15 protein-coding genes and 1 pseudogene are annotated in these 20,092 nt (G+C 71.8%); 10 read left to right on the top strand and 6 right to left on the bottom strand.

The window, feature by feature from the left end; genetic code table 11:
* Positions 1-192 precede the first annotated feature (192 nt).
* The 3 genes from ACZ7D7_RS18015 to ACZ7D7_RS18005 form a co-directional block, all read right to left on the bottom strand.
* On the bottom strand, positions 193-1,029 hold the full coding sequence (locus ACZ7D7_RS18015; protein ID WP_470825381.1) for an aldo/keto reductase: 837 nt from the start codon (positions 1,027-1,029) through the stop codon (positions 193-195).
* Positions 1,030-1,158: 129 nt separating this feature from the next.
* Positions 1,159-2,985, bottom strand: a complete 1,827-nt coding sequence (locus ACZ7D7_RS18010; protein ID WP_470825379.1) for an AMP-dependent synthetase/ligase — start codon at positions 2,983-2,985, stop codon at positions 1,159-1,161.
* A 476-nt stretch (positions 2,986-3,461) separates the two neighbouring features.
* The gene (locus ACZ7D7_RS18005; RefSeq protein WP_470825378.1) at positions 3,462-4,340 is read right to left on the bottom strand and encodes a LysR substrate-binding domain-containing protein; all 879 of its coding nucleotides are present in this window, start codon (positions 4,338-4,340) and stop codon (positions 3,462-3,464) included.
* A gap of 139 nt (positions 4,341-4,479) precedes the next feature.
* Between ACZ7D7_RS18005 and ACZ7D7_RS18000 the strand changes: the two genes are divergently transcribed.
* Positions 4,480-5,523 carry a bile acid:sodium symporter family protein gene (locus ACZ7D7_RS18000; RefSeq protein ID WP_470825377.1) on the top strand — a complete coding sequence of 348 codons (1,044 nt, stop codon included), beginning with the start codon at positions 4,480-4,482 and terminating at the stop codon, positions 5,521-5,523.
* On the opposite strand, the gene ACZ7D7_RS17995 is transcribed toward ACZ7D7_RS18000, so the two are convergent.
* The 3 genes from ACZ7D7_RS17995 to fdhD all read right to left on the bottom strand — a co-directional run bounded on the left by ACZ7D7_RS17995 (position 5,459) and on the right by fdhD (position 9,887).
* The gene (locus tag ACZ7D7_RS17995; protein ID WP_470825376.1) at positions 5,459-6,847 is read right to left on the bottom strand and encodes a hypothetical protein; all 1,389 of its coding nucleotides are present in this window, start codon (positions 6,845-6,847) and stop codon (positions 5,459-5,461) included. The two genes, ACZ7D7_RS18000 and ACZ7D7_RS17995, sit on opposite strands and share 65 nt — an antisense overlap.
* An 11-nt stretch (positions 6,848-6,858) precedes the next feature.
* Positions 6,859-8,733 carry an exo-alpha-sialidase gene (locus ACZ7D7_RS17990; RefSeq protein ID WP_470825374.1) on the bottom strand — a complete coding sequence of 625 codons (1,875 nt, stop codon included), beginning with the start codon at positions 8,731-8,733 and terminating at the stop codon, positions 6,859-6,861.
* 305 nt (positions 8,734-9,038) lie between these two features.
* Complete coding sequence (fdhD, locus tag ACZ7D7_RS17985; RefSeq protein ID WP_470825373.1) at positions 9,039-9,887, bottom strand: formate dehydrogenase accessory sulfurtransferase FdhD; 849 nt, start codon at positions 9,885-9,887, stop codon at positions 9,039-9,041.
* 331 nt (positions 9,888-10,218) lie between these two features.
* Between fdhD and ACZ7D7_RS17980 the strand changes: the two are divergent.
* From ACZ7D7_RS17980 to ACZ7D7_RS17940, 9 genes and pseudogenes are all read left to right on the top strand, one after another.
* A pseudogene (locus ACZ7D7_RS17980) lies at positions 10,219-11,551 on the top strand (OFA family MFS transporter).
* Entirely contained in the window at positions 11,520-11,654 is a 135-nt protein-coding gene (locus ACZ7D7_RS17975) for an MFS transporter small subunit (protein WP_470825372.1), read from the top strand. The pseudogene ACZ7D7_RS17980 and the gene ACZ7D7_RS17975 overlap by 32 nt, the downstream one beginning before the upstream one ends.
* A 192-nt stretch (positions 11,655-11,846) precedes the next feature.
* Entirely contained in the window at positions 11,847-12,785 is a 939-nt protein-coding gene (locus ACZ7D7_RS17970; RefSeq protein ID WP_470825370.1) for a beta-ketoacyl-ACP synthase III, read from the top strand.
* A gap of 135 nt (positions 12,786-12,920) precedes the next feature.
* Complete coding sequence (locus tag ACZ7D7_RS17965; protein ID WP_470825369.1) at positions 12,921-13,598, top strand: GntR family transcriptional regulator; 678 nt, start codon at positions 12,921-12,923, stop codon at positions 13,596-13,598.
* Positions 13,599-13,925: 327 nt separating this feature from the next.
* The gene (locus ACZ7D7_RS17960; RefSeq protein WP_470825368.1) at positions 13,926-15,107 is read left to right on the top strand and encodes an ROK family transcriptional regulator; all 1,182 of its coding nucleotides are present in this window, start codon (positions 13,926-13,928) and stop codon (positions 15,105-15,107) included.
* Between the two features lie 192 nt (positions 15,108-15,299).
* Positions 15,300-16,820, top strand: a complete 1,521-nt coding sequence (locus tag ACZ7D7_RS17955; RefSeq protein WP_470825366.1) for a sugar ABC transporter ATP-binding protein — start codon at positions 15,300-15,302, stop codon at positions 16,818-16,820.
* Positions 16,817-17,836 (top strand): ABC transporter permease, encoded by a 1,020-nt coding sequence (locus tag ACZ7D7_RS17950; RefSeq protein ID WP_470825365.1) that lies wholly within the window; start codon positions 16,817-16,819, stop codon positions 17,834-17,836. Before ACZ7D7_RS17955 ends, ACZ7D7_RS17950 begins: the two co-directional genes overlap by 4 nt.
* Before the next feature lie 17 nt (positions 17,837-17,853).
* Positions 17,854-18,900, top strand: coding sequence for a substrate-binding domain-containing protein (locus tag ACZ7D7_RS17945; protein ID WP_470825364.1), 1,047 nt, complete (start codon positions 17,854-17,856; stop codon positions 18,898-18,900).
* 83 nt (positions 18,901-18,983) lie between these two features.
* Positions 18,984-20,092: Gfo/Idh/MocA family protein (locus tag ACZ7D7_RS17940; protein ID WP_470825363.1), on the top strand; the 1,109-nt coding region annotated here is incomplete at its 3' end.

Genomic DNA, 20,092 nt, shown 5'->3' with positions numbered 1-20,092 from the left:
AGGAAAGCTTCCTTGCCGGCCGGGACCGGCCCGGGGCGACGGTGCGCTCCACACTGAAGGGTCGCCCCGGGCCGGTCAAGGAAGCCCCCGACCGGCGTGTGGCCCCGGACCGCACGGGTCCGGGGCCACAGACAGGCGGTGCCGCGGGGCCGAGCCGGCAGGGCTCAGCGGGACCGGCTCAGAGGGACTGGCTCAGCCCATGTCGAACTCGGCCGGGTCCGGGCCCAGCCGCCGGTCCTCGTTCAGCGCGCTGATCGCCGCGAGGTCCTCGTCGTCCAGGCTGAAGTCGAACACCGCGATGTTCTCCCGGATGCGGGACGGCGTCACCGACTTCGGGATCACGACGTTGCCGATCTGGAGGTGCCAGCGCAGCACGACCTGCGCCGGGGTGCGGCCGTGCTTCCGCGCGATCGCGACGATCGCCGGGACCTCCAGCAGGCCCCTGCCCTGACCGAGCGGCGACCACGCCTCCGTGGCGATGCCCCGCTCCGCGTGGAACTCACGGGCCGCGCGCTGCTGCAGGTGCGGGTGCAGCTCGATCTGGTTCACCGCCGGCACGACCGACGTCTCGCCGATCAGCCGCTCCAGGTGCTCCGGCAGGAAGTTGGACACGCCGATCGCGCGGATCCGGCCGTCGGCGTGCAGCTTCTCGAACGCCCGGTAGGTGTCCACGTACGTGTCCCGGGCCGGCAGCGGCCAGTGGATCAGGTACAGGTCGACGTAGTCGAGGCCGAGCTTGTCCAGCGACGTGTCGAACGCGCGCAGCGTCGAGTCGTAGCCCTGGTCGCTGTTCCAGAGCTTGGTCGTGACGAAGAGCTCCTCGCGGGCGATGCCCGAGGCGGCGATGGCCTTGCCGGTGCCCTGCTCGTTGCCGTAGATCGCCGCGGTGTCGATGCTGCGGTACCCGGCCTCGAGCGCCGTCGCCACGGCCGTCTCGGCCTCGTCGTCCGGCACCTGCCACACGCCGTAGCCCAGCTGGGGCATCTCGACGCCGTTGTTCAGGATGATCGGGGGGACCTTGCTGCTCACGAGCTCTTGATCCTTCGGTTGTGGTCAGATGGTGCTTCCATCGTCAACGATCACGGACGGCGACGCATTCCTGACCGCAGATTTCCGGTCGGCGCCGCCGGGCCCGGGTGCCGCGTGGGGACACGGCGGTCACGCCCGGTACAGCGCGTCGACCTCACCGGCGTACGCCTTCTCGATCGCCTTCCGCTTCAGCTTCAGCGACGGCGTCAGCAGCCCGTGCTCCTCGGTGAACGGCTGCGCCAGGATGCGGAACGTCCGGATCGACTCGGCCTGCGACACCAGCGTGTTCGCCGCCACCACCGCTCGCCGCACCTCCGTCTCCAGGTCCGGGTCCCGCACCAGCTCCGCCGGAGTCATCCGCGGCTTGCCCCGCATCGTCAGCCAGTGCTCGACCGCCTCGGTGTCCAGCGTCACGAGCGCCGCGATGTACGGGCGGTCGTTGCCGACCAGGATGCACTGGTTGACCAGCGGATGGTCCCGCACCCGCTCCTCCAGCACCCCCGGCGAGACGCTCTTGCCGCCCGACGTCACCAGGATCTCCTTCTTCCGGCCGGTGATCGTCAGGTAGCCGTCCTCGTCGAGCGAGCCGAGGTCGCCGGTCGCGAGCCAGCCGTCGTGCAGGGTCTGGTCGGTGGCCTTCGGGTTGTTCAGATAGCCCTGGAAGATGTTGGCGCCGTGCAGCCACACCTCGTTGTCGTCCGCGATGTGCACGGTCACCCCCGGGATGGGCTGCCCGACCGTGCCGTACCGGGTGCGCTCCGGCGGGTTGGCCGTGGCCGCCGCCGTCGACTCCGTCAGGCCGTACCCCTCGTAGATGTGCACGCCCGCGCCCGCGAAGAACAGCCCGAGCCGCCGGTCCATCGCCGAACCGCCCGACATCGCGTGCCGGATCCGCCCGCCCATCGCCGTGCGCACCTTGGAGTACACCAGCTTGTCGAACAGCTGGTGCTGCAGGCGCAGCGCCGCCGACGGACCCGGACCGACGCCCCACGCCTTCGCCTCCACGGCGTCCGCGTACCGCACCGCCACGTCGACCGCCTTCTCGAACGGCCCCGCCCTGCCCTCCTTCTCCGCCTTGCGCCGCGCGGAGTTGAACACCTTCTCGAAGATGTACGGCACCGCCAGGATGAACGTCGGCCGGAACGCCGCCAGGTCCGGCAGCAGCGCCGCCGCGTTCAGCTGCGGCTGGTGCCCGAACTTCACCCGGCCCCGGATCGCCGCGACCTCCACCATCCGCCCGAAGACGTGCGCGAGCGGCAGGAACAGCAGCGTCGACGCCTCGTCGCCCTTGCGGGAGTGGAACACCGGCTCCCACCGCTCGACCATGGTGTCGGCCTCGTACATGAAGTTGCCGTGCGAGATCACACAGCCCTTCGGGCGGCCCGTGGTGCCCGACGTGTAGATGATCGTCGCGATCGAGTCCGGCGTGACCGCCTGCCGGTGCCGGTGCACCACCTCGTCGTCGAGGTGCGCGCCCGCGTCGTAGAGCTCCTGCACCGCGCCCGCGTCCAGCTGCCACAGCTGACGCAGCCGCGGCAACCGGTCGATGACCGTCGCGATCGTCATCGCGTGGTCCTCGTGCTCCACGATCGCCGCCGACACCTCCGCGTCGTACAGCATCCAGAAGCACTGCTCCGCCGACGACGTCGGATACACCGGCACGACCTGCGCGCCGATCGTCCACAGCGCGAAGTCGAACAGCGTCCACTCGTAGCGGGTACGGGACATGATCGCGACGCGGTCCCCGAACCGGACCCCGCGCGCCAGCAGCCCCTTCGCGATCGCCAGCACCTCGTCGCGGAACTCGCCGGACGTCACGTCCCGCCACCGGCCCGCCTCGTCCTTGCGGCCGAGCGCGATGCGCCGCGGGTCCTGCCGGGCATGCTCGAAGACGGCGTCGGCCAGACCGCCCACCGGCGGTGCCAGCGCCAACGGAGGGTTGGTGAACTCGCGCAAACCCGCTCCCCGCTTCTCGGCTCCCGGTCTGCCTGTGGCGCGGTGAAAGCTACCCCACCCACCGACGGGCCGGGAGGGGGTCGAAGACCGGACAGCGCCCTCGTCCGCCCTGGTCAGCGGGGGACAATGCGCTCACATGGGGAAGGGTCGGACACATTCCTGACGGTTGAGTAAGTTTCGGTGCCGTAATCTCCACCGAATCTGTACGACCCGACCGCGGCGCTCCGCTCCGGGCGCGGCCCCTGCCGCCCCGCCCCTCGGGCGCCGTCCGCTCCCTTCAGCGCCGTGACCGCCGAAAACGTCACCGGTGCGACCCCCGTGACCCGTGCCCCCCCGTGACCGCCGAGGTATCGCCGACGTGACCGCATAGGGCGTTGCCGACGTGGCGGGCGAGGGCGTCGGCCGTTCGGCGGGCCGGGATCGCGGCGCGACGTCACTCGCCGGGGTCCCCGACGTCGCCCGCCGGCGTCCCGACGTCACCCGCCGGTGTCCCGCCGTCGTTGCAGCCGGTCGCCGCCCGCCAGGACGCGTGCCGCCAGCGCGTCCGCCGCGTCCTGCGCCGAGGAGTGCCGCCGCCCGTGCACCAGCACGAAGTCCACCCGCCCCAGCTCCGGCAGCCCCGCACGCTCCGGCACCCGCACCAGACCCGGCGGGACCAGACCCCGCGAGTGCGGCATCACGCCGAGCCCCGCACGCGCCGCCGCGATCAGACCGTTCAGGCTGCCGCTCGTGCACGCGATCCGCCACTGCCGCCCCTGCCGCTGCAACGCCTCCAGCGCCAGCGCCCGCGTGATGCCCGGCGGCGGATACACGATGAGCGGCACCGGACGCTCCGGATCCAGCCGCAGCCGCTCCGCGCCGATCCACACCAGCCGGTCCTGCCACACCGGCTCGCCCCGCGGATCCTCCGGCCGCCGCTTGGCCAGCACCAGATCCAGCTTCCCCGCCGCCAACTGCTCGTGCAGCACCCCGGACAGCTCCACCGTCAGCTCCAGGTCGACCTCGGGGTGGTCGTTCCGGAAGCCCTCCAGGATCTCCGGCAGCCGCGTCAGCACGAAGTCCTCCGACGCCCCGAACCGCAGCCGCCCCCGCAACCGGGTTCCCGTGAAGAACGCCGTCGCCTGCTCGTGCACCTGAAGGATCCGGCGCGCGAAACCCAGCATCGCCTCGCCGTCCTCGGTCACCTCCACCGAATGCGTGTCCCGCGTGAACAGCTGCCGGCCCGTGGCCTCCTCCAGCCGCCGCACGTGCTGGCTCACCGTCGACTGCCGCAGTCCGAGCCGCCGCGCGGCCTGCGTGAAACTCAGCGTCTGCGCCACGGCCAGGAACGTCCGCAACTGCGAAGGGTCGTACACAGTCGACAGCCTACCGTCCCCCATCACGAACCACGATCACAGTGAGAGCGGTATACGGGATTCCCGATCGCCGACGAAGAGAGCACGATGGAACGGGGCACCCGTGACCCCGAGCACGTCACCGAGTAAGTGGAGCACTGTGAAACGCCTGTCCTGGCCGAGCCGGCTGCCGGTCGACCCCTACATCCTGCTGCTGCTCGGAACAGTGGGCCTCGCCGCGCTAGTCCCCGCCCGGGGCACACCGGCCGACATCGCCTCCGGCGCCTCCACCGCCGCGATCGCCTTCCTCTTCTTCCTCTACGGCGCCCGTCTGTCCACCCGCGAGGCCCTCGACGGCCTCAAGCACTGGCGACTCCACGTCACCGTCCTGGCCTGCACGTTCGTCGTCTTTCCGCTGCTTGGCCTGGCCGCCCGGGGACTCGTCCCGGTCTTCCTGACCGACCCCCTCTACCAGGGTCTGCTCTTCCTCACCCTCGTCCCGTCGACCATCCAGTCGTCGATCGCCTTCACCTCCATCGCCCGCGGCAACGTGCCCGCCGCGATCTGCGCCGGCTCCTTCTCCTCCCTCGTCGGCATCGTCCTCACCCCGCTGCTCGCCGCCGCCCTGCTCGGCGGCACCGGCGGCTTCTCCGCCGACTCGCTCGGCAAGATCGTCCTGCAGCTCCTCGTGCCCTTCCTCGCCGGACAGCTCCTGCGCCGCTGGATCGGCGCCTTCGTCGTCCGGCACCGCAGGGCCCTCGGGCTCGTCGACCGCGGCTCCATCCTCCTCGTCGTCTACACCGCGTTCAGCGCGGGAATGGCCGAGGGCATCTGGAACCGGGTCAGCCCCGCCCGGCTGGCCGGACTGCTCGCCGTCGAGGCCCTCCTCCTCGCCGTCATGCTCGCCCTGACCTGGTACGGCGCCCGCGCGCTGGGCTTCGGACGCGCCGACCGCGTCGCCATCCAGTTCGCCGGGTCCAAGAAGTCCCTCGCCGCCGGGCTGCCCATGGCGAGCGTGCTGTTCGGCGCCCACGCCTCCCTCGCCGTGCTCCCGCTGATGCTGTTCCACCAGATGCAGCTCATGGTGTGCGCCGTGATCGCCAAGCGCCGCTCCCACGACCCCCGCGAGGACGCGGACGTCACCGCGTCGCGGCCAGCCGCAGCGTCACGAAACGCGGCCGGTACAGCGACACGTCACGGCTGAGCCGCTCCGCCGCGCCCGCCGTGCCCAGCCAGTTGACGTCATAACTGAGGACCACCCGCGCGCCCCCGCCGCCCTCGGCCCTGCCCTCGCCCCCGGCGCTGCCGTCGTCCCGGGCGGCGTCGTCGGTCGGGGCGCTGCCGTCGTCCCCGGTTCCGCCCCCGGCCCCGCGCCCGGCTCCGCCCTCGCCGAGAGCCGGATGCGTCTGAGGGTTGTACACGGCGACCCGCCCGTCCCCGCCGTCCCCGCCGTCCCCGCCGTCCCCGCCGTCCCCGGGCAACGGGGGAGCGAAGTCCCGGGTGGGCCCGTGCCACGGACCGGCGGGCGAACACGCCCAGTACGACGTCACCGCCGTCAGCCCCTCCACGCCCGCCGCCATCGTGAAGAGCACATACGTCCCGCCCTCGCGCACCACGGAGAACGCGCTGCCCACCCCGGTGCGCCGGCCGTCGCCCAGCACGGGCCGCGGCCGGGCACCCGCCCGCCAGCCGTCGCCGTCCCAGTACTGCCAGGCACCCGGCTCCGCGAGCCTGCCGTCCGGCACCCGCGCGGCATACGCGTGGGAGACCGGCCGGGACACCGCACGGCCGTCGTCGCCGCCGAAGACGTACGTCCATCCGCCCCGCGCCACCAGCGCCGTGCCGAACAGGACCCGCCGCGACGGGTCCGGCACGCCCTGCTCGTCGCGCACCCGCGTGATGGACTCCACCCGCAGGTCGGGCAGCGAGAGGGTGGCGACCTCCGTGGCTGCCGGCACGCCGTAGATCCACGGCGCCGGACCGGCCGCCCGCACCCACAGCAGGACCCGCACCACCCGCTCGTCGGAGCCGGGGGAGCGCGGCTCCACACGGGCAGCGACCGGCCAGCGCCACTGGCCCGGCGCCGGATCGGCGAACACCGGCGCGGGCAGCGTGGCCTCCAGCCGGCCGTCCCGCATCAGTACGGCCGAGTTCCGCACCATCGGCGCGGTGCCGTCCCGCCAGGCGCGGGGCTCGCCCTGCGGGTTGGGCGGGCCGTGCACCCGGCCGAGGAAGGTGTCGGAGAACAGCCACAGCACCCGGCCGTCCGGGAGGCGCACAGAGTGCGTGCCGTCGCCGCCGGTCCAGTCGTCGGTGCGGGCGGCGTCGTCGCCGTAGCGGACGAACTCGCCGGTGAGGGCGTCGTCCGTCGACCAGGAGGCGACCGTACGCGGTATACAGTCGCCGCTGTTCCGCCGACCGTCGTCCGTCGGCAGTCCGCCGAACACTGCCGCCCCGAGGACCAGGGCCAGCACCAGGCCGACCCCGATTCCCGTACGCCGTAGTGCGCGGCTCCCGTCGTCGGACACGCACCGGGACGTTAGTGGCTGCCGCCCACCCGGTCCATGGGCAGCCACGCCACCGTGCCCCACGTGGCCGGACTCGTCGGCCCGTCGGCGAGTTCCCCGTCGCTCAGCGCCCGGTTCCACACCCGTACGTCGTCGATGGCGCCGGTGAAGAACGCCCGGCTGTCCATCCGCTGGCCGACGTGCACCCCGAACGGCGAGTTCCGGCTGACCGAACCGGCCGGCGCGTCCACGGATCCGACCGGCGCGCCGTCCAGGAACATCGTGAGCTTCCCGCCGCCCCGGCGCAGCGCCAGACGGTGCCACTCGCCGTCGTTGTACGCGCCCGTCGTGCGCACGGACGCCGACCGCGGGGCCGCGGCCCCGTCGCGGGCCGTCATCAGCCCCTGGACGCGGTTGTTCGAGGGCTCTCCGCGCAGCCAGACCTGCGGCTGGTTGGTGCCGATGCCACCCATCCACAGCAGCGGCTGCTCACCCGAGGACGCCGTGTACCGGAACCACAAAGACGCCGTGAAGTCCCCGTCCCCGAGCCGCAGTCGCTCACGGTAGGGGAGGCGTACGGCGTCGTCGGCGCCGTCGAACTCGAGCGCGCCGCCCCGCGCGCCGTCCGTCGTCCGGGCGCCTCCGAGCACGGCCGCGGGCCTGCCGTGCGGGGCGACGTCCGCGGTCGTCGGGTCGGGACCGCGGCGCGGCGTCAGCCAGCCTTCCGTGAACCGGGCGAAGCGGATCTCGTCCCGGGCGTCGACGGCGCCGCCCTCGTACATCAGGCCCACCGTGTCCCCGTCGATGCCGACCATGTCGGAGTAGCCGGACCAGTCCCGTGCGACGACCGTGCCGCGGTCCACGCTGTCCCAGGTCCGGCCGCCGTCGTAGGAGGACCGGATCATCATCGTGCGCCGGCGGTCGGGATCGGCCGGCGCGGACAACAGGATGCGGTCGCCGCGTTGCAGGACGGCGCCCTGCACCTGCGGCGTGTACAGATCCGGAATCGCCCGGAACGGAGCGGCGAAGCTGTCGCCGCCGTCCCGGCTGACGGCCTGCGAGCGGTGCCCGAGGTCCGTGCCGTCCTGCTCCCGGCCGCTGACGAGGATCGTGCCGTCGGTGCGCTCCGTGAGGGTCACCTCGGAGGGTTTCTGCCGGAAGGTGCCGTCCGCGGCGAGCGGCCAGCTGTCCGTCGCGCCGATCCGCCAGGTGTCGCCGCCGTCGTCGCTGACGACCAGCGCCGCGTGGTTGGCCGTTATCCGATTGCCGTCCCACGTCTCGGTGTTGACGCCGAACACCAGCCGCCCGGCGTGCCGGCCGCGGGTGAGCTGGATGCCGTGCACGGGGCCGGTCGCGTACCAGGAGTTCCAGTGCGGCGGCAGGATCTGGTCGCTCAGGTCCCGCGGCTTCGACCAGGTGCGGCCGTCGTCGTCGCTGTACTGCAGATGGGGGGTGCGGTCGCAGGGCACCGTGCAGTTGCCGCTGTCGGTGCGGCCCGTGTTGTAGGTCTCGGCGAGCAGGATCCGGCCCGTCTCGCGGTCGACGACCGGCGCCGGGTTGCCGTGCGTGTCGCCGGCGCCCTCGTTGACGACCTGGAGGGGGCCCCAGGTGCGGCCGCCGTCGGTGGACCGCTTGAGGACGATGTCGATGTCGGCGGCGTCCCCGCAATTGAGGACGCGGCCCTCGGCGAAGGCGAGCAGCGTCCCGTTCGTGGTCCGCACGATCGCCGGGATGCGGAAGCAGGCGTAACCGGGGTCCTGGGACGCCTTGAAGATGACCTGCTGCTCGAAGTCCGGGGCGGCGGAAGGGGGTTGGGCCCGGGCGGGGGCGGGCAGTACCGCTGTCGCCGCGAGGGCGAGCAGGGCGACGAGAGGGGATCTCAGGCGGGTGCGAAGACGTGCCGGCATGGTGCGACCTGCCCTTCATAGGTCTGGTCGTGTGGTCCGGTCGGTGGCCCAGACATCTGAACATCAGGACATCCCATGTCCAGGTATGGGCGGCCGACGTTAGTTGGGCGCACGCCCGCCCCGCAAGAACCGTGCACGTGTCGGCGCACGAACCATGCCGGGACCTGACGCCTCGTCACCCGGTTGGTGGCCGCTGGCCGCTGGCCGCTGGCCGCTGGCCGCTGGTCGATAGTCGATGGTGCTCGCGGCGCGGGGCGCTGACAGGCGGCCGTGACCGCCGGCCGACGCGTCAGCCGTGGGTGGCGTCAGCCCCGGGTGGCGTCGGCCGTGAGAGCGACGCGCTCCTCGCCCGCGTACACGTTCATGGAGTTGCCCCGCAGGAAACCCACCAGGGTCAGGCCCGTCTCCGCGGCCAGGTCCACGGCGAGGGACGACGGCGCGGACACCGCCGCCAGCACGGGGATGCCCGCCATGACCGCCTTCTGCGCCAGCTCGAACGACGCCCGGCCCGACACCAGCAGTACCGCCCGGGACAGCGGCAGATCCCCGTTCTGCAGGGCGCGGCCGACCAGCTTGTCGACCGCGTTGTGCCGGCCCACGTCCTCGCGCACGTCCAGCAGTTCACCGTCCTCGGAGAACAGTGCCGCCGCGTGCAGGCCCCCGGTCCGGTCGAAGACGCGCTGGGCCGCCCGCAGCCGGTCGGGGAGACTCGCGAGCAGTTCGGGCGTGACGCGGAGCGGGGGCGTGTCGGCGATGGTCCAGCGGGCCGTGGTGCGGACCGCGTCCAGGCTCGCCTTGCCGCACAGTCCGCAGGACGACGTCGTGTACACGTTCCGCTCGAGGGAGATGTCCGGCAGCACCACGTCGGGGGTGGTGCGCACGTCGACGACGTTGTACGTGTTCGAGTTGTCGACCGTCGCGCCGGCGCAGTAGACGATGTTCTGCAGATCGGATGCGTTCGCCAGGACACCCTCGCTGACGAGGAAGCCGGCCGCCAGCGCGAAGTCGTCGCCCGGTGTGCGCATGGTGATCGCGAGCGGCTTGCCGTTCAGCCGGATCTCCAGCGGCTCCTCGGCGACCAGCGTGTCCGGGCGGGACGAGACGGCGCCGTCCCGGATGCGGAGCACCTTGCGTCGTTCCGTGACTCGTCCCATGCCCTGATCAGCCCCGGTTCTGTGATTGTCGTGCGGCGAGGTGACCTTCACGATCTCATTGTCGTGGCCTGCCGCGTCAGGGTGCAGCCCGCGCGGGCACGTGCACGGATATTGTCTACAGTATGTAGGTGGGGTCGGCAAGTATCTCTACGTGAGTCGTGAGTCGCGAGTCGTGAGTCGTGAGTCGGCCGAGGTGGGTGATGGGTGGCTGTCTGCGGGCGGCTGCCTGTGGGGGACCGGCGACCGCTCACCGCATGCTGCATACCGCTCATCGCATACCGTCGACGCGCCGTCTTCTCAACTCCCGGCCCCCTTCCTACCGTTCGGGATCATGAGTCCACCCGTCGCCCCCGCGGGCTGGAGCCGCTGGCTCGTGCCGCCCGCCGCCCTCTCCGTCCACCTCTCCATCGGCCAGGCCTACGCCTGGAGCGTGTTCAAACCGCCCCTGGAGTCCGCACTCGGCCTCAGCGGGACCCAGAGCGCGCTGCCGTTCCAGCTCGGCATCGTCATGCTCGGGCTCTCCGCCGCCTTCGGCGGCACGCTCGTCGAACGCAACGGGCCGCGCTGGGCGATGACGGTCGCCCTGGTCTGCTTCTCCTCCGGGTTCCTGCTCTCCGCCCTCGGCGCGGCCACCGAGCAGTACTGGCTGATCGTCCTCGGCTACGGCTTCGTCGGCGGGATCGGCCTCGGCATCGGCTACATCTCGCCCGTCTCGACGCTGATCAAGTGGTTCCCCGACCGGCCCGGCATGGCCACCGGCATCGCCATCATGGGCTTCGGCGGCGGCGCGCTCATCGCCTCGCCGTGGTCGGCGCAGATGCTGGAGTCGTTCGGCAGCGACAGCACCGGTATCGCCCTCGCCTTTGTCGTACACGGGCTTTCGTATGCGGTCTTCATGGCGTTGGGCGTACCTGCTGGTGCGGGTGCCGCGCGGCGAGCGGCCCGTCGACAGCGGCCCGAGCATCCTCGACGGGCCCCAGGTCTCCGCCCGCGGCGCGGTGCGCACCCCGCAGTTCTGGCTCCTGTGGATCGTGCTCTGCACCAACGTCACCGCGGGCATCGGCATCCTGGAGAAGGCCGCCCCGATGATCACGGACTTCTTCGCGGACACGTCGGCGCCGGTCTCGGTGACGGCAGCCGCCGGTTTCGTGGCGCTGCTGTCGGCGGCCAACATGGCCGGCCGCATCGGCTGGTCCTCGACCTCCGACCTCATCGGGCGCAAGAACATTTACCGCGTCTACCTCGGCGTCGGCGCGCTGACGTACACGGTCATCGCGCTGTTCGGCGACTCCTCCAAACCGCTGTTCGTCCTCGGCGCGCTGGTGATCCTCTCCTTCTACGGCGGCGGCTTCGCGACGATCCCCGCCTATCTGAAGGACCTCTTCGGCACCTACCAGGTCGGCGCCATCCACGGCCGGCTGCTCACCGCCTGGTCCACGGCAGGCGTCCTCGGCCCGCTGATCGTGAACTGGATCGCCGACCGCCAGGAGGAGGCCGGCCGGCACGGCCCGGCCCTGTACGGACTCTCCTTCCTGATCATGATCGGGCTGCTCGTCGTCGGCTTCGCCGCCAACGAACTCGTCCGGCCCGTCCACCCCCGCCACCACGTCCCCACGCCCGAGGAGGCCGCCGATGACCGACGACAGCAGCCAGAGTCCGCCTGACCGGCGCGGCCTCATCGCCTTCGCCTGGCTGTGGGTCGGCGCACCGCTCGCCTACGGCCTGTACGAACTCGTCCGCAAAGCCACCCAATTGTTCACCGGGTAGACGGCTGCGCCGCGGCGGCGGGGGAGTCCCGGGGCGGGCCGGGGCTCCCCGCGGACGATGGTCGGGCGTCCAAGGGTCTGACAGAAGCCGACAAGGCCACCTCGGCTTTCCTGTCGCTTCACCCGCCGCGCTACCCGTGAGTCACTGATCAGACTGGTGAATCCCGCATCACACAGCATCAAGGGGGACGCCATGAACGGCTCGCGGATCGCCGCCGTCGGCCACTACCAGCCCGCCCGCATCCTGACGAACGAGGATCTCGCGGCCATGGTGGACACGAGCGACGAGTGGATCACGAGCCGGGTGGGCATCCGCACGCGCCACATCGCCGGTCCCGACGAACCCGTCGACGAACTCGCCGCCCACGCGGCCGCCAAGGCGCTCGCCGGGGCGGGCCTGCTGCCCGCCGACATCGACCTCGTCCTGGTGGCGACCTCGACCGCGATCGACCGGTCCCCGAACATGGCCGCCCGTGTCGCCGACCGCCTCGGCGTGCCGTCGCCCGCCGCGATGGACGTCAACGTCGTGTGCGCCGGGTTCACCCACGCCCTCGCCACCGCCGACCACGCCGTGCGGGCGGGCGCCGCGACCCGGGCGCTGGTCGTCGGCGCCGACAAGATGTCCGACGTCGCCGACTGGACCGACCGCAGCACCTGCGTGCTCGTCGGCGACGGCGCGGGCGCCGCGGTCGTGGAGGCCGCCGAGGAACCCGGGATCGGGCCCGTGCTGTGGGGCTCGGTGCCCGGCATGGGGCGGGCCGTGCGCATCGAGGGCAGCCCGCCGCGGTTCGCCCAGGAGGGCCAGAGCGTCTACCGCTGGGCGACCACGCAGCTGCCGCCCGTGGCGCGCGCCGCGTGCGAGCGGGCGGGCCTCGCCCCCGCGGACCTCGCCGCGGTCGTCACGCACCAGGCCAACCTGCGCATCATCGAGCCCCTCGCAGAGAAGATCGGCGCCGTGAACGCCGTCGTCGCCCGCGACGTCACCGAGTCCGGCAACACCTCGGCGGCGAGCATCCCGATCGCGTTCTCCAAGCTGGTGGAACAGGGCGCGATCACCTCCGGCGACCCGGTGCTGCTGTTCGGGTTCGGGGGCAACCTCTCCTATGCGGGACAAGTCGTCAGGTGCCCGTGACCTGCTCACACGATCGAGTGTGATGAGGTCAACTCCCCGCCACCCTGGCCTTTGTGCGCCGTAGACTGTAGACGAAAGACAATCGATAGTGGATTCGGTGCGGCCGCGGGGCCGCTGCCGAGAAGGGGGATCCCGATGTTGTCCACAGGTCTGCCACAGGGTGCGGTGCCCAAACTCGAACGCCCGGGGCCGCTGCGCGACCGCGTCTACGAGGCGCTCCTCGAACTCATCACGACGCGCGCCCTGAAACCGGGCCAGCACCTCGTGGAGAGCGAGCTCGCCGGCCACCTCGGCGTGTCCCGGCAGCCGGTGCGCGAGGCGCTCCAGCGGCTCAACACCGAGGGGTGGGTCGATCTGCGGCCCGCCCAGGGCGCGTTCGTCCACGAACCGACCGACGAGGAGGCCGACCAACTCCTCACGGTCCGCGCACTGCTGGAGGCCGAGGCAGCCCGCCTCGCCGCCCGCAACTTCGAAGAGGAGGACGTCCACGACCTCGACCTGATCGTGCAACAGGGCCTCGTGGCCGTGGAGTCCGACGACGTGGACGCGGCCGTCGCCCTCAACGCCCGCTTCCACGCCAAGATCATGGAGCTCGCGGGCAACGCCGTGCTCGCCGAACTCGCCGCGCAGGTCGACCGGCGGGTGCGCTGGTACCACACACCGGTCGCCCGCCAGCGGGGGAAGCAGTCCTGGATCGAGCACGAGGAGCTGATCGTGGCGCTCCTCAACCGCGACGAGCAGCGCGCCACACAGCTGATGCGGGAGCACACCGAGCACACCCGGCGCTCCTACCACGCCCGCACCCGGTCGTAGGCTCCGTGCCGACCGGTCGCAGACCTCGCGTCAGCCGGTCGTAGACCTCGCACCGACCGGTCGTAGATCTCGGACCAACCGGTCGGACGCTCCGCACGTCCCGGAACACCGCCCGCGTCCACCCCTGGTGGCGCGGGCGCACGCGTCATCGGAGCCGGTTTCGCGCCCGGCTTTGTCCTGTGAGTGGAGAAAGTCGGCGGCAATTCGTGCGCGACTTCTTCCCACCTCCGGCAGCCGCTGCTACTTTCCCCTACGAAGCAAGCCGACGACGTGGCCGGAAACCGGCGCGCACAGGCCTACCGAGGCGGGGAGGGGCACGTGAGACGCATGACGGCACGACCCGCGAACGCCCACCAGGCCCGGCTGCTGAAGCTGTTGCGCGACGGCGGCCCCAACTCCCGCGCCCAGCTGGGCGACCAGATCGACCTCTCCCGGTCCAAGCTGGCCGTGGAGGTCGACCGCCTGCTGGAGACGGGACTGGTCGTGGCCGACGGGCTCGCCGCCTCACGCGGCGGACGCCGTTCCCACAACATCCGCCTCGCGCCCGGACTGAGGTTCCTCGGCGTCGACATCGGCGCGACCTCGGTCGACGTCGCCGTCACCAACGCCGAACTGGAGGTCCTCGGGCACATCAACCAGCCGATGGACGTGCGCGAAGGCCCCGTCGCGGTCTTCGAACAGGTCCTCGCCATGGCCGCGAAACTCAAGGCCTCCGGGCTCGCGGAAGGGTTCGACGGCGCCGGCATCGGCGTCCCCGGCCCCGTCCGCTTTCCCGAGGGCGTGCCGGTCGCGCCGCCGATCATGCCCGGCTGGGACGGCTTCCCCGTACGGGAGGCGCTCAGCCAGGAGCTCGGCTGCCCGGTCATGGTCGACAACGACGTGAACCTGATGGCCATGGGGGAGCAGCACGCCGGTGTCGCCCGCAGCGTCGCCGACTTCCTCTGCGTCAAGATCGGCACCGGCATCGGCTGCGGCATCGTGGTCGGCGGCGAGGTCTACCGCGGCACGACGGGCAGCGCCGGCGACATCGGCCACATCCAGGCCGTACCCGACGGCCGCCCCTGCGCCTGCGGCAACCGCGGCTGCCTGGAGGCCCACTTCAGCGGCGCGGCCCTCGCCCGGGACGCCACCGAGGCCGCTCAGCAGGGCCTGTCGGCGGAACTCGCCGCCCGGCTGGAGGAGAACGGCACCCTGAGCGCGATCGACGTCGCTGCTGCGGCCGCCGCCGGTGACTCCACCGCACTCGACCTGATCCGCGAGGGCGGCAACCGCACCGGCCAGGTCATCGCCGGCCTCGTCAGCTTCTTCAACCCCGGCCTGGTGGTGATCGGCGGCGGAGTGACCGGCCTCGGCCACACCCTGCTCGCCGCGATCCGCACCCAGGTCTACCGCCAGTCGCTGCCCCTGGCGACCGGCAACCTGCCCATCGTGCTCGGCGAGTTGGGCCCCACCGCCGGAGTCACCGGCGCGGCCCGGCTCATCAGCGACCACCTGTTCTCACCCGCGTAGGCACGCACCCGCACCACCGCAGTACGGCACCACGGCACCGTCGGCACCACTCACCCGCACCGCACCCCGCTCTGTCCCGCCCTGCCCGAAAACGGCCTGCCCCGCGCAGGCCCGCACGGCCCGCTCGCTCCGAGCAGGCCCGCTCGACAAGCGCCCTGGAACCGGCCCGCACGCCCGCCGAGGGGAAATCGCATGGCACCGGAAGCACCCCTGCTCAGCATGTCAGGCATCACCAAGTCCTTCCCCGGAGTCCGGGCCCTCGACGGCGTCGACCTGGACGTCCAGGCCGGCGAGGTGCACTGCCTGCTCGGCCAGAACGGTGCCGGGAAGTCCACCCTCATCAAGGTGCTGGCCGGCGCCCACCAGCCCGACAGCGGCACCATCCGCTGGCGCGGCGAGCAGGTCACCCTCCGCTCGCCCATCGCCGCCATGCGCCTCGGCATCGCCACCATCTACCAGGAACTCGACCTGGTGGAGCACCTGTCCGTCGCCGAGAACGTCCACCTCGGCCACGAACCCACCACCGCCGGCTTCGTGGTGCGCGGCAAGGCGGCCCGCGCCTCGACCGCCGCACTGCTGCGGCGCCTCGGCCACCCCGAGATCGACCCCGGCCGGCTCGTCGGGGAGTTGTCGGCGGCGCAGCAGCAGATCGTGTCCATGGCACGGGCCCTCTCCCACGACGTACGGCTCATCGTGATGGACGAGCCGTCCGCCGCCCTCGACCCGGACGAGGTCGACAACCTCTTCCGCATCGTCGGCGACCTGACCGCCGACGGCGTCGCCGTCGTCTACATCTCCCACCGTCTGGAGGAGATCCGGCGCATCGGCGACCGGGTCACCGTCCTGAAGGACGGCCGGGCCGTCGCCGTGGGACTGCCCGCCAAGTCGACGCCGACCAAGGAAGTGGTCGCGCTGATGACGGGACGCAACGTGGAGTACGTCTTCCCGGAGCGGCCCGCAAGGGACGGCTCCGCGGGCACACCGGTTCTGGAGGTGCGGGGACTGGCGCGGGAGGGCGAGTTCGCGCCCCTGGACCTGACCGTGCACGGCGGGGAGATCGTCGGCCTCGCGGGCCTCGTCGGCTCCGGGCGATCCGAAATACTGGAGACCGTATACGGTGCACGGAAGCCGACAGCCGGTCAGGTGCTCGTGGACGGACGACCGCTCAGGCCCGGCAGCGTCCGCGCCGCCGTCCGCGCCGGACTCGGACTCGCGCCCGAGGAACGCAAGGCCCAGGCCCTGCTCCTGCTGGAGTCCGTCACCCGCAACGTGTCGGTGTCCTCCATGTCCCGCTTCTCACACGGCGGCTGGCTCGACCGCGGCGCCGAACTGCGCGCCGCCCGCGCAGCGACCCGCGAACTGTCCCTGAGGCCCGACAACCCGTCCGTCCCGGTCCGCACCCTGTCCGGCGGCAACCAGCAGAAGGCGGTGCTCGCCCGCTGGCTGCTGCACGGCTGCAAGGTGCTGCTGCTGGACGAACCGACCCGCGGCGTCGACGTCGGCGCCCGCGCCGAACTGTATGCGGTCATCCGTCGACTGGCGGACGAAGGCCTCGCCGTGCTGCTGGTCTCCAGCGAAGTGCCCGAGGTCCTCGGCCTCGCCGACCGCGTCCTGGTCCTGCGCGAGGGCAGCGTCGTCCACACCGCGCCGGCCCGCGAACTCGACGAACACCGCGTACTCGACCTCGTCATGGAAGGAAGTCCGGCGTCATGACGCAGCACGTGTCCCCGCCCCGGGGCGGCACCGGCAAGACCGCCCAGGCGGACGGTCCGCCCGCCTGGCGCGGCATGCTCGGCCGCGCCGACGTCCGCACCCTGTCCCTGCTCGGCGTCCTCGCCGTGCTGGTCCTCATCGGCGGCATCACCAAGCCCGACGAGTTCCTCGACACCCGCAACCTGCAACTCGTCCTGACGCAGGCCTCCGTGATCGGCGTCGTCACCGTCGGCATGACCTTCGTCATCATCTCCGGCGGCATCGACCTGTCCGTCGGCGCGATCGTCGCCCTCGCCTCCGTGTGGGCGACCACCGTCGCCACCCAGGAGTACGGATTCTTCGGGATCCTGTTCACCGCGATCGTCGTCGGGGTGGGCTGCGGACTCGTCAACGGGGTGCTCATCGCCTACGGCGCGATGGTGCCGTTCATCGCGACGCTCGCCATGCTCGCCTCGGCCCGCGGCCTCGCCCTGCAGATCACCGACGGCAGGACACAAGTCGTCACTGTCGACGGTGTACTGGATCTCGGCGAACGCGACGCGTACATCCTCGGCGTACCGCCGCTCGTCCTGGTCTTCGCCGTGGTCACGGTCATCGGCTGGCTGGTGCTCAACCGCACCACCTTCGGCCGCCGCACCGTCGCCGTCGGCGGCAACAGCGAGGCGGCCCGCCTCGCCGGCATCGACGTCCGCCGCCAGCGCCTCTACCTCTACCTGCTGTCCGGACTGTGCTGCGGCATCGCGGCCTTCCTGCTGGTCGTCCTGTCCGGCTCGGGCCAGAACACCAACGGCAACCTCTACGAACTCGACGCCATCGCCGCCGCGATCATCGGCGGCACCCTGCTCAGCGGCGGGCGCGGCACCATCACCGGTTCCGTGCTCGGCGTCCTGATCTTCACCACCATCACCAACATCTTCGCCCTGAACAACCTGCAGAGCGACGTCCAGCAGATCGCCAAGGGCGCGATCATCGTCGCCGCCGTGCTGGTCCAGCGCCGTACCGCGAGCACGACCTGAGGAAAGGGTTCACCGCCATGTCTCAACTCACCAGTCGCAGAGGACTGCTCTTCGGGACCGCCGCCGTGTCGGCCGGTGCCCTCCTCGCAGGTTGCACGAGTAACGAACCGTCCGACAAGGGCGACGACAAGGCCGCGGACAACCAGCCCGCCGCCGACGACAAGCCGGGCAAGCAGGTCACGATCGGCTTCGCGGGGCCGCAGGCCGACCACGGCTGGCTCAACGCCATCAACCAGAACGCCAAGAGCCGGGCCGAGAAATACCAGGACGTCACCCTGGAGATCACCGAGGGCTCGAACGACACCGCTCAGCAGATCGGGCAGATCGAGACCCTGATCAACAAGAAGGTCGATGTGCTGGTGGTGCTGCCGGCCGACGGCAAGGCGCTGACCCAGGTCGGTCTGAAGGCGATGCGTGCGGGGATCCCGGTCGTCAACCTGGACCGGATCTTCAACTCGCCGCAGGCGTACCGCTGCTGGATCGGTGGTGACAACTACGGCATGGGCCTGAACGCCGGTCACTACATCGGCGAGAAGCTCAAGGACAAGCCGAATGCCCGGGTCATCGAGCTCGCGGGTCTGGACAACCTGGAGCTGACGAAGCAGCGCACGCAGGGCTTCGACGACGCCCTGAAGAACTACCCGAACATCAAGAAGGTCGCCCGCCAGGCCGCGGACTTCACGGTCGAGTCCGGTCAGGCCAAGATGGCTCAGCTCCTCCAGGCGCAGTCGAAGTTCGACGCGCTGTGGAACCACGACGACGACCAGGGCGTCGGTGCCCTGCGCGCCATCGAGCAGGCGGGCCGCGACGACTTCCTCATGGTCGGCGGCGCCGGCGCGCTCTCCGCGTTCCAGGCCATCAAGCAGGACAACGGCGTCCTCAAGGCGACCGTCCTCTACCCGCCGACCATGGCCGCCTCCGCCATCGACCTCGCCCGCGCCCTCGGCCAGGGCAAGGGCATCGGCGGCCTGGCCGAGTTCGAGATCCCGGCGTCCCTCACCCTCTACTCCGCCGTCGTCGACAAGACCAACGTCGACCAGTACATGCCCACCGGCTTCAAGTAGAGGCGCCCGCCCGACCGGGCCCGGCCCTCACGACGGACCGGGCCCGCCCCCACCGCGCCGTGACGACGAGGAGGACCTTCCGCATGGGACAGCCGCAGCAGCAAGAAGGGACGCCGACCGACAAGCCGCCGCTCAGGATCGGCATGGTCGGCTACGCCTTCATGGGCGCCGCCCACTCCCAGGGCTGGCGCACCGCGGGCCGCGTCTTCGACCTGCCGCGCCGCCCGGTGCTCGCCGCGATCTGCGGCCGCGACGCCGACGCCGTGCGGGCGGCGGCCGACCGGCACGGCTGGGCGGCCGCCGAGACCGACTGGCGGGCCCTGATCGAACGGGACGACGTCGACCTCGTCGACATCTGCACCCCCGGCGACAGCCACGCCGAGATCGCCCTCGCCGCCCTCGCCGCCGGAAAGCACGTCCTGTGCGAGAAGCCCCTCGCGAACACGGTCGAGGAGGCGCAGGCCATGGCCGCCGCCGCCGAAGAGGCCGCACGCCGCGGCCAGGTGGCCATGGTCGGCTTCAACTACCGCCGGGTGCCCGCCATGGCCCTGGCCCGGAAGATGATCGCCGAGGGCCGGCTCGGCGCACTGCGCCACGTCCGAGTCTGCTACCTCCAGGACTGGCTGGTCGACCCGGAGTTCCCGCTGACCTGGCGGCTGCTCAAGGAGCGGGCCGGCTCCGGATCGCTCGGCGACCTCGGCGCGCACATCGTGGACCTCGCCCAGCACCTCGCCGGTGAGCACCTGGTGGGAGTCTCCGCCATCACCGAGACGTTCGTCCGCCGACGGCCCCTGCCGGGCGGCAGCCCGCAGGGCCTGACGGCGACAGCGGCGCCGGACGGTGGCGCGGGGGCGGCGGATGGCGGCGCGGGGGCGGGGGATGGCGGCGTACGGTCGGCGGACGACAGTACGCGGTCGGCGGATGACAGCGGACTGGCCGCAGACGGCACTGGACTGCATACCGGCGACACCGGACAGGTCACCGTCGACGACGCCGCCGTCTTCACCGGCCGCTTCACCTCCGGCGCCCTCGCCTCCTTCGAGGCCACCCGCTACGCCACCGGCCGCAAGAACGCCCTGCGCATCGAACTCAACGGGTCGCACGGTTCGCTCGCCTTCGACCTGGAGCGCCTCAACGAGCTGTCCTTCCACGACCACCGGGAGCCCGCCGCCACGGCCGGTTTCCGCCGCAT

It is taken from the genome of Streptomyces sp. NPDC037054, assembly GCF_055606745.1.
The sequence above is the reverse complement of the archived record's forward strand: the minus strand, read 5'-3'. Positions and strand labels throughout refer to the sequence as shown.

Excerpts from the sequence above, each read along its gene's own strand:
- ACZ7D7_RS17955 (WP_470825366.1), top strand. The coding sequence starts at position 15,300 with ATGGCACCGGAAGCACCCCTGCTCAGCATGTCAGGCATCACCAAGTCC.
- ACZ7D7_RS17990 (WP_470825374.1), bottom strand. The coding sequence starts at position 8,733 with ATGCCGGCACGTCTTCGCACCCGCCTGAGATCCCCTCTCGTCGCCCTG.
- ACZ7D7_RS17965 (WP_470825369.1), top strand. The coding sequence starts at position 12,921 with ATGTTGTCCACAGGTCTGCCACAGGGTGCGGTGCCCAAACTCGAACGC.
- ACZ7D7_RS17975 (WP_470825372.1), top strand. The coding sequence starts at position 11,520 with ATGACCGACGACAGCAGCCAGAGTCCGCCTGACCGGCGCGGCCTCATC.
- ACZ7D7_RS17970 (WP_470825370.1), top strand. The coding sequence starts at position 11,847 with ATGAACGGCTCGCGGATCGCCGCCGTCGGCCACTACCAGCCCGCCCGC.
- ACZ7D7_RS17945 (WP_470825364.1), top strand. The coding sequence starts at position 17,854 with ATGTCTCAACTCACCAGTCGCAGAGGACTGCTCTTCGGGACCGCCGCC.
- fdhD (WP_470825373.1), bottom strand. The coding sequence starts at position 9,887 with ATGGGACGAGTCACGGAACGACGCAAGGTGCTCCGCATCCGGGACGGC.
- ACZ7D7_RS17950 (WP_470825365.1), top strand. The coding sequence starts at position 16,817 with ATGACGCAGCACGTGTCCCCGCCCCGGGGCGGCACCGGCAAGACCGCC.
- ACZ7D7_RS17960 (WP_470825368.1), top strand. The coding sequence starts at position 13,926 with ATGACGGCACGACCCGCGAACGCCCACCAGGCCCGGCTGCTGAAGCTG.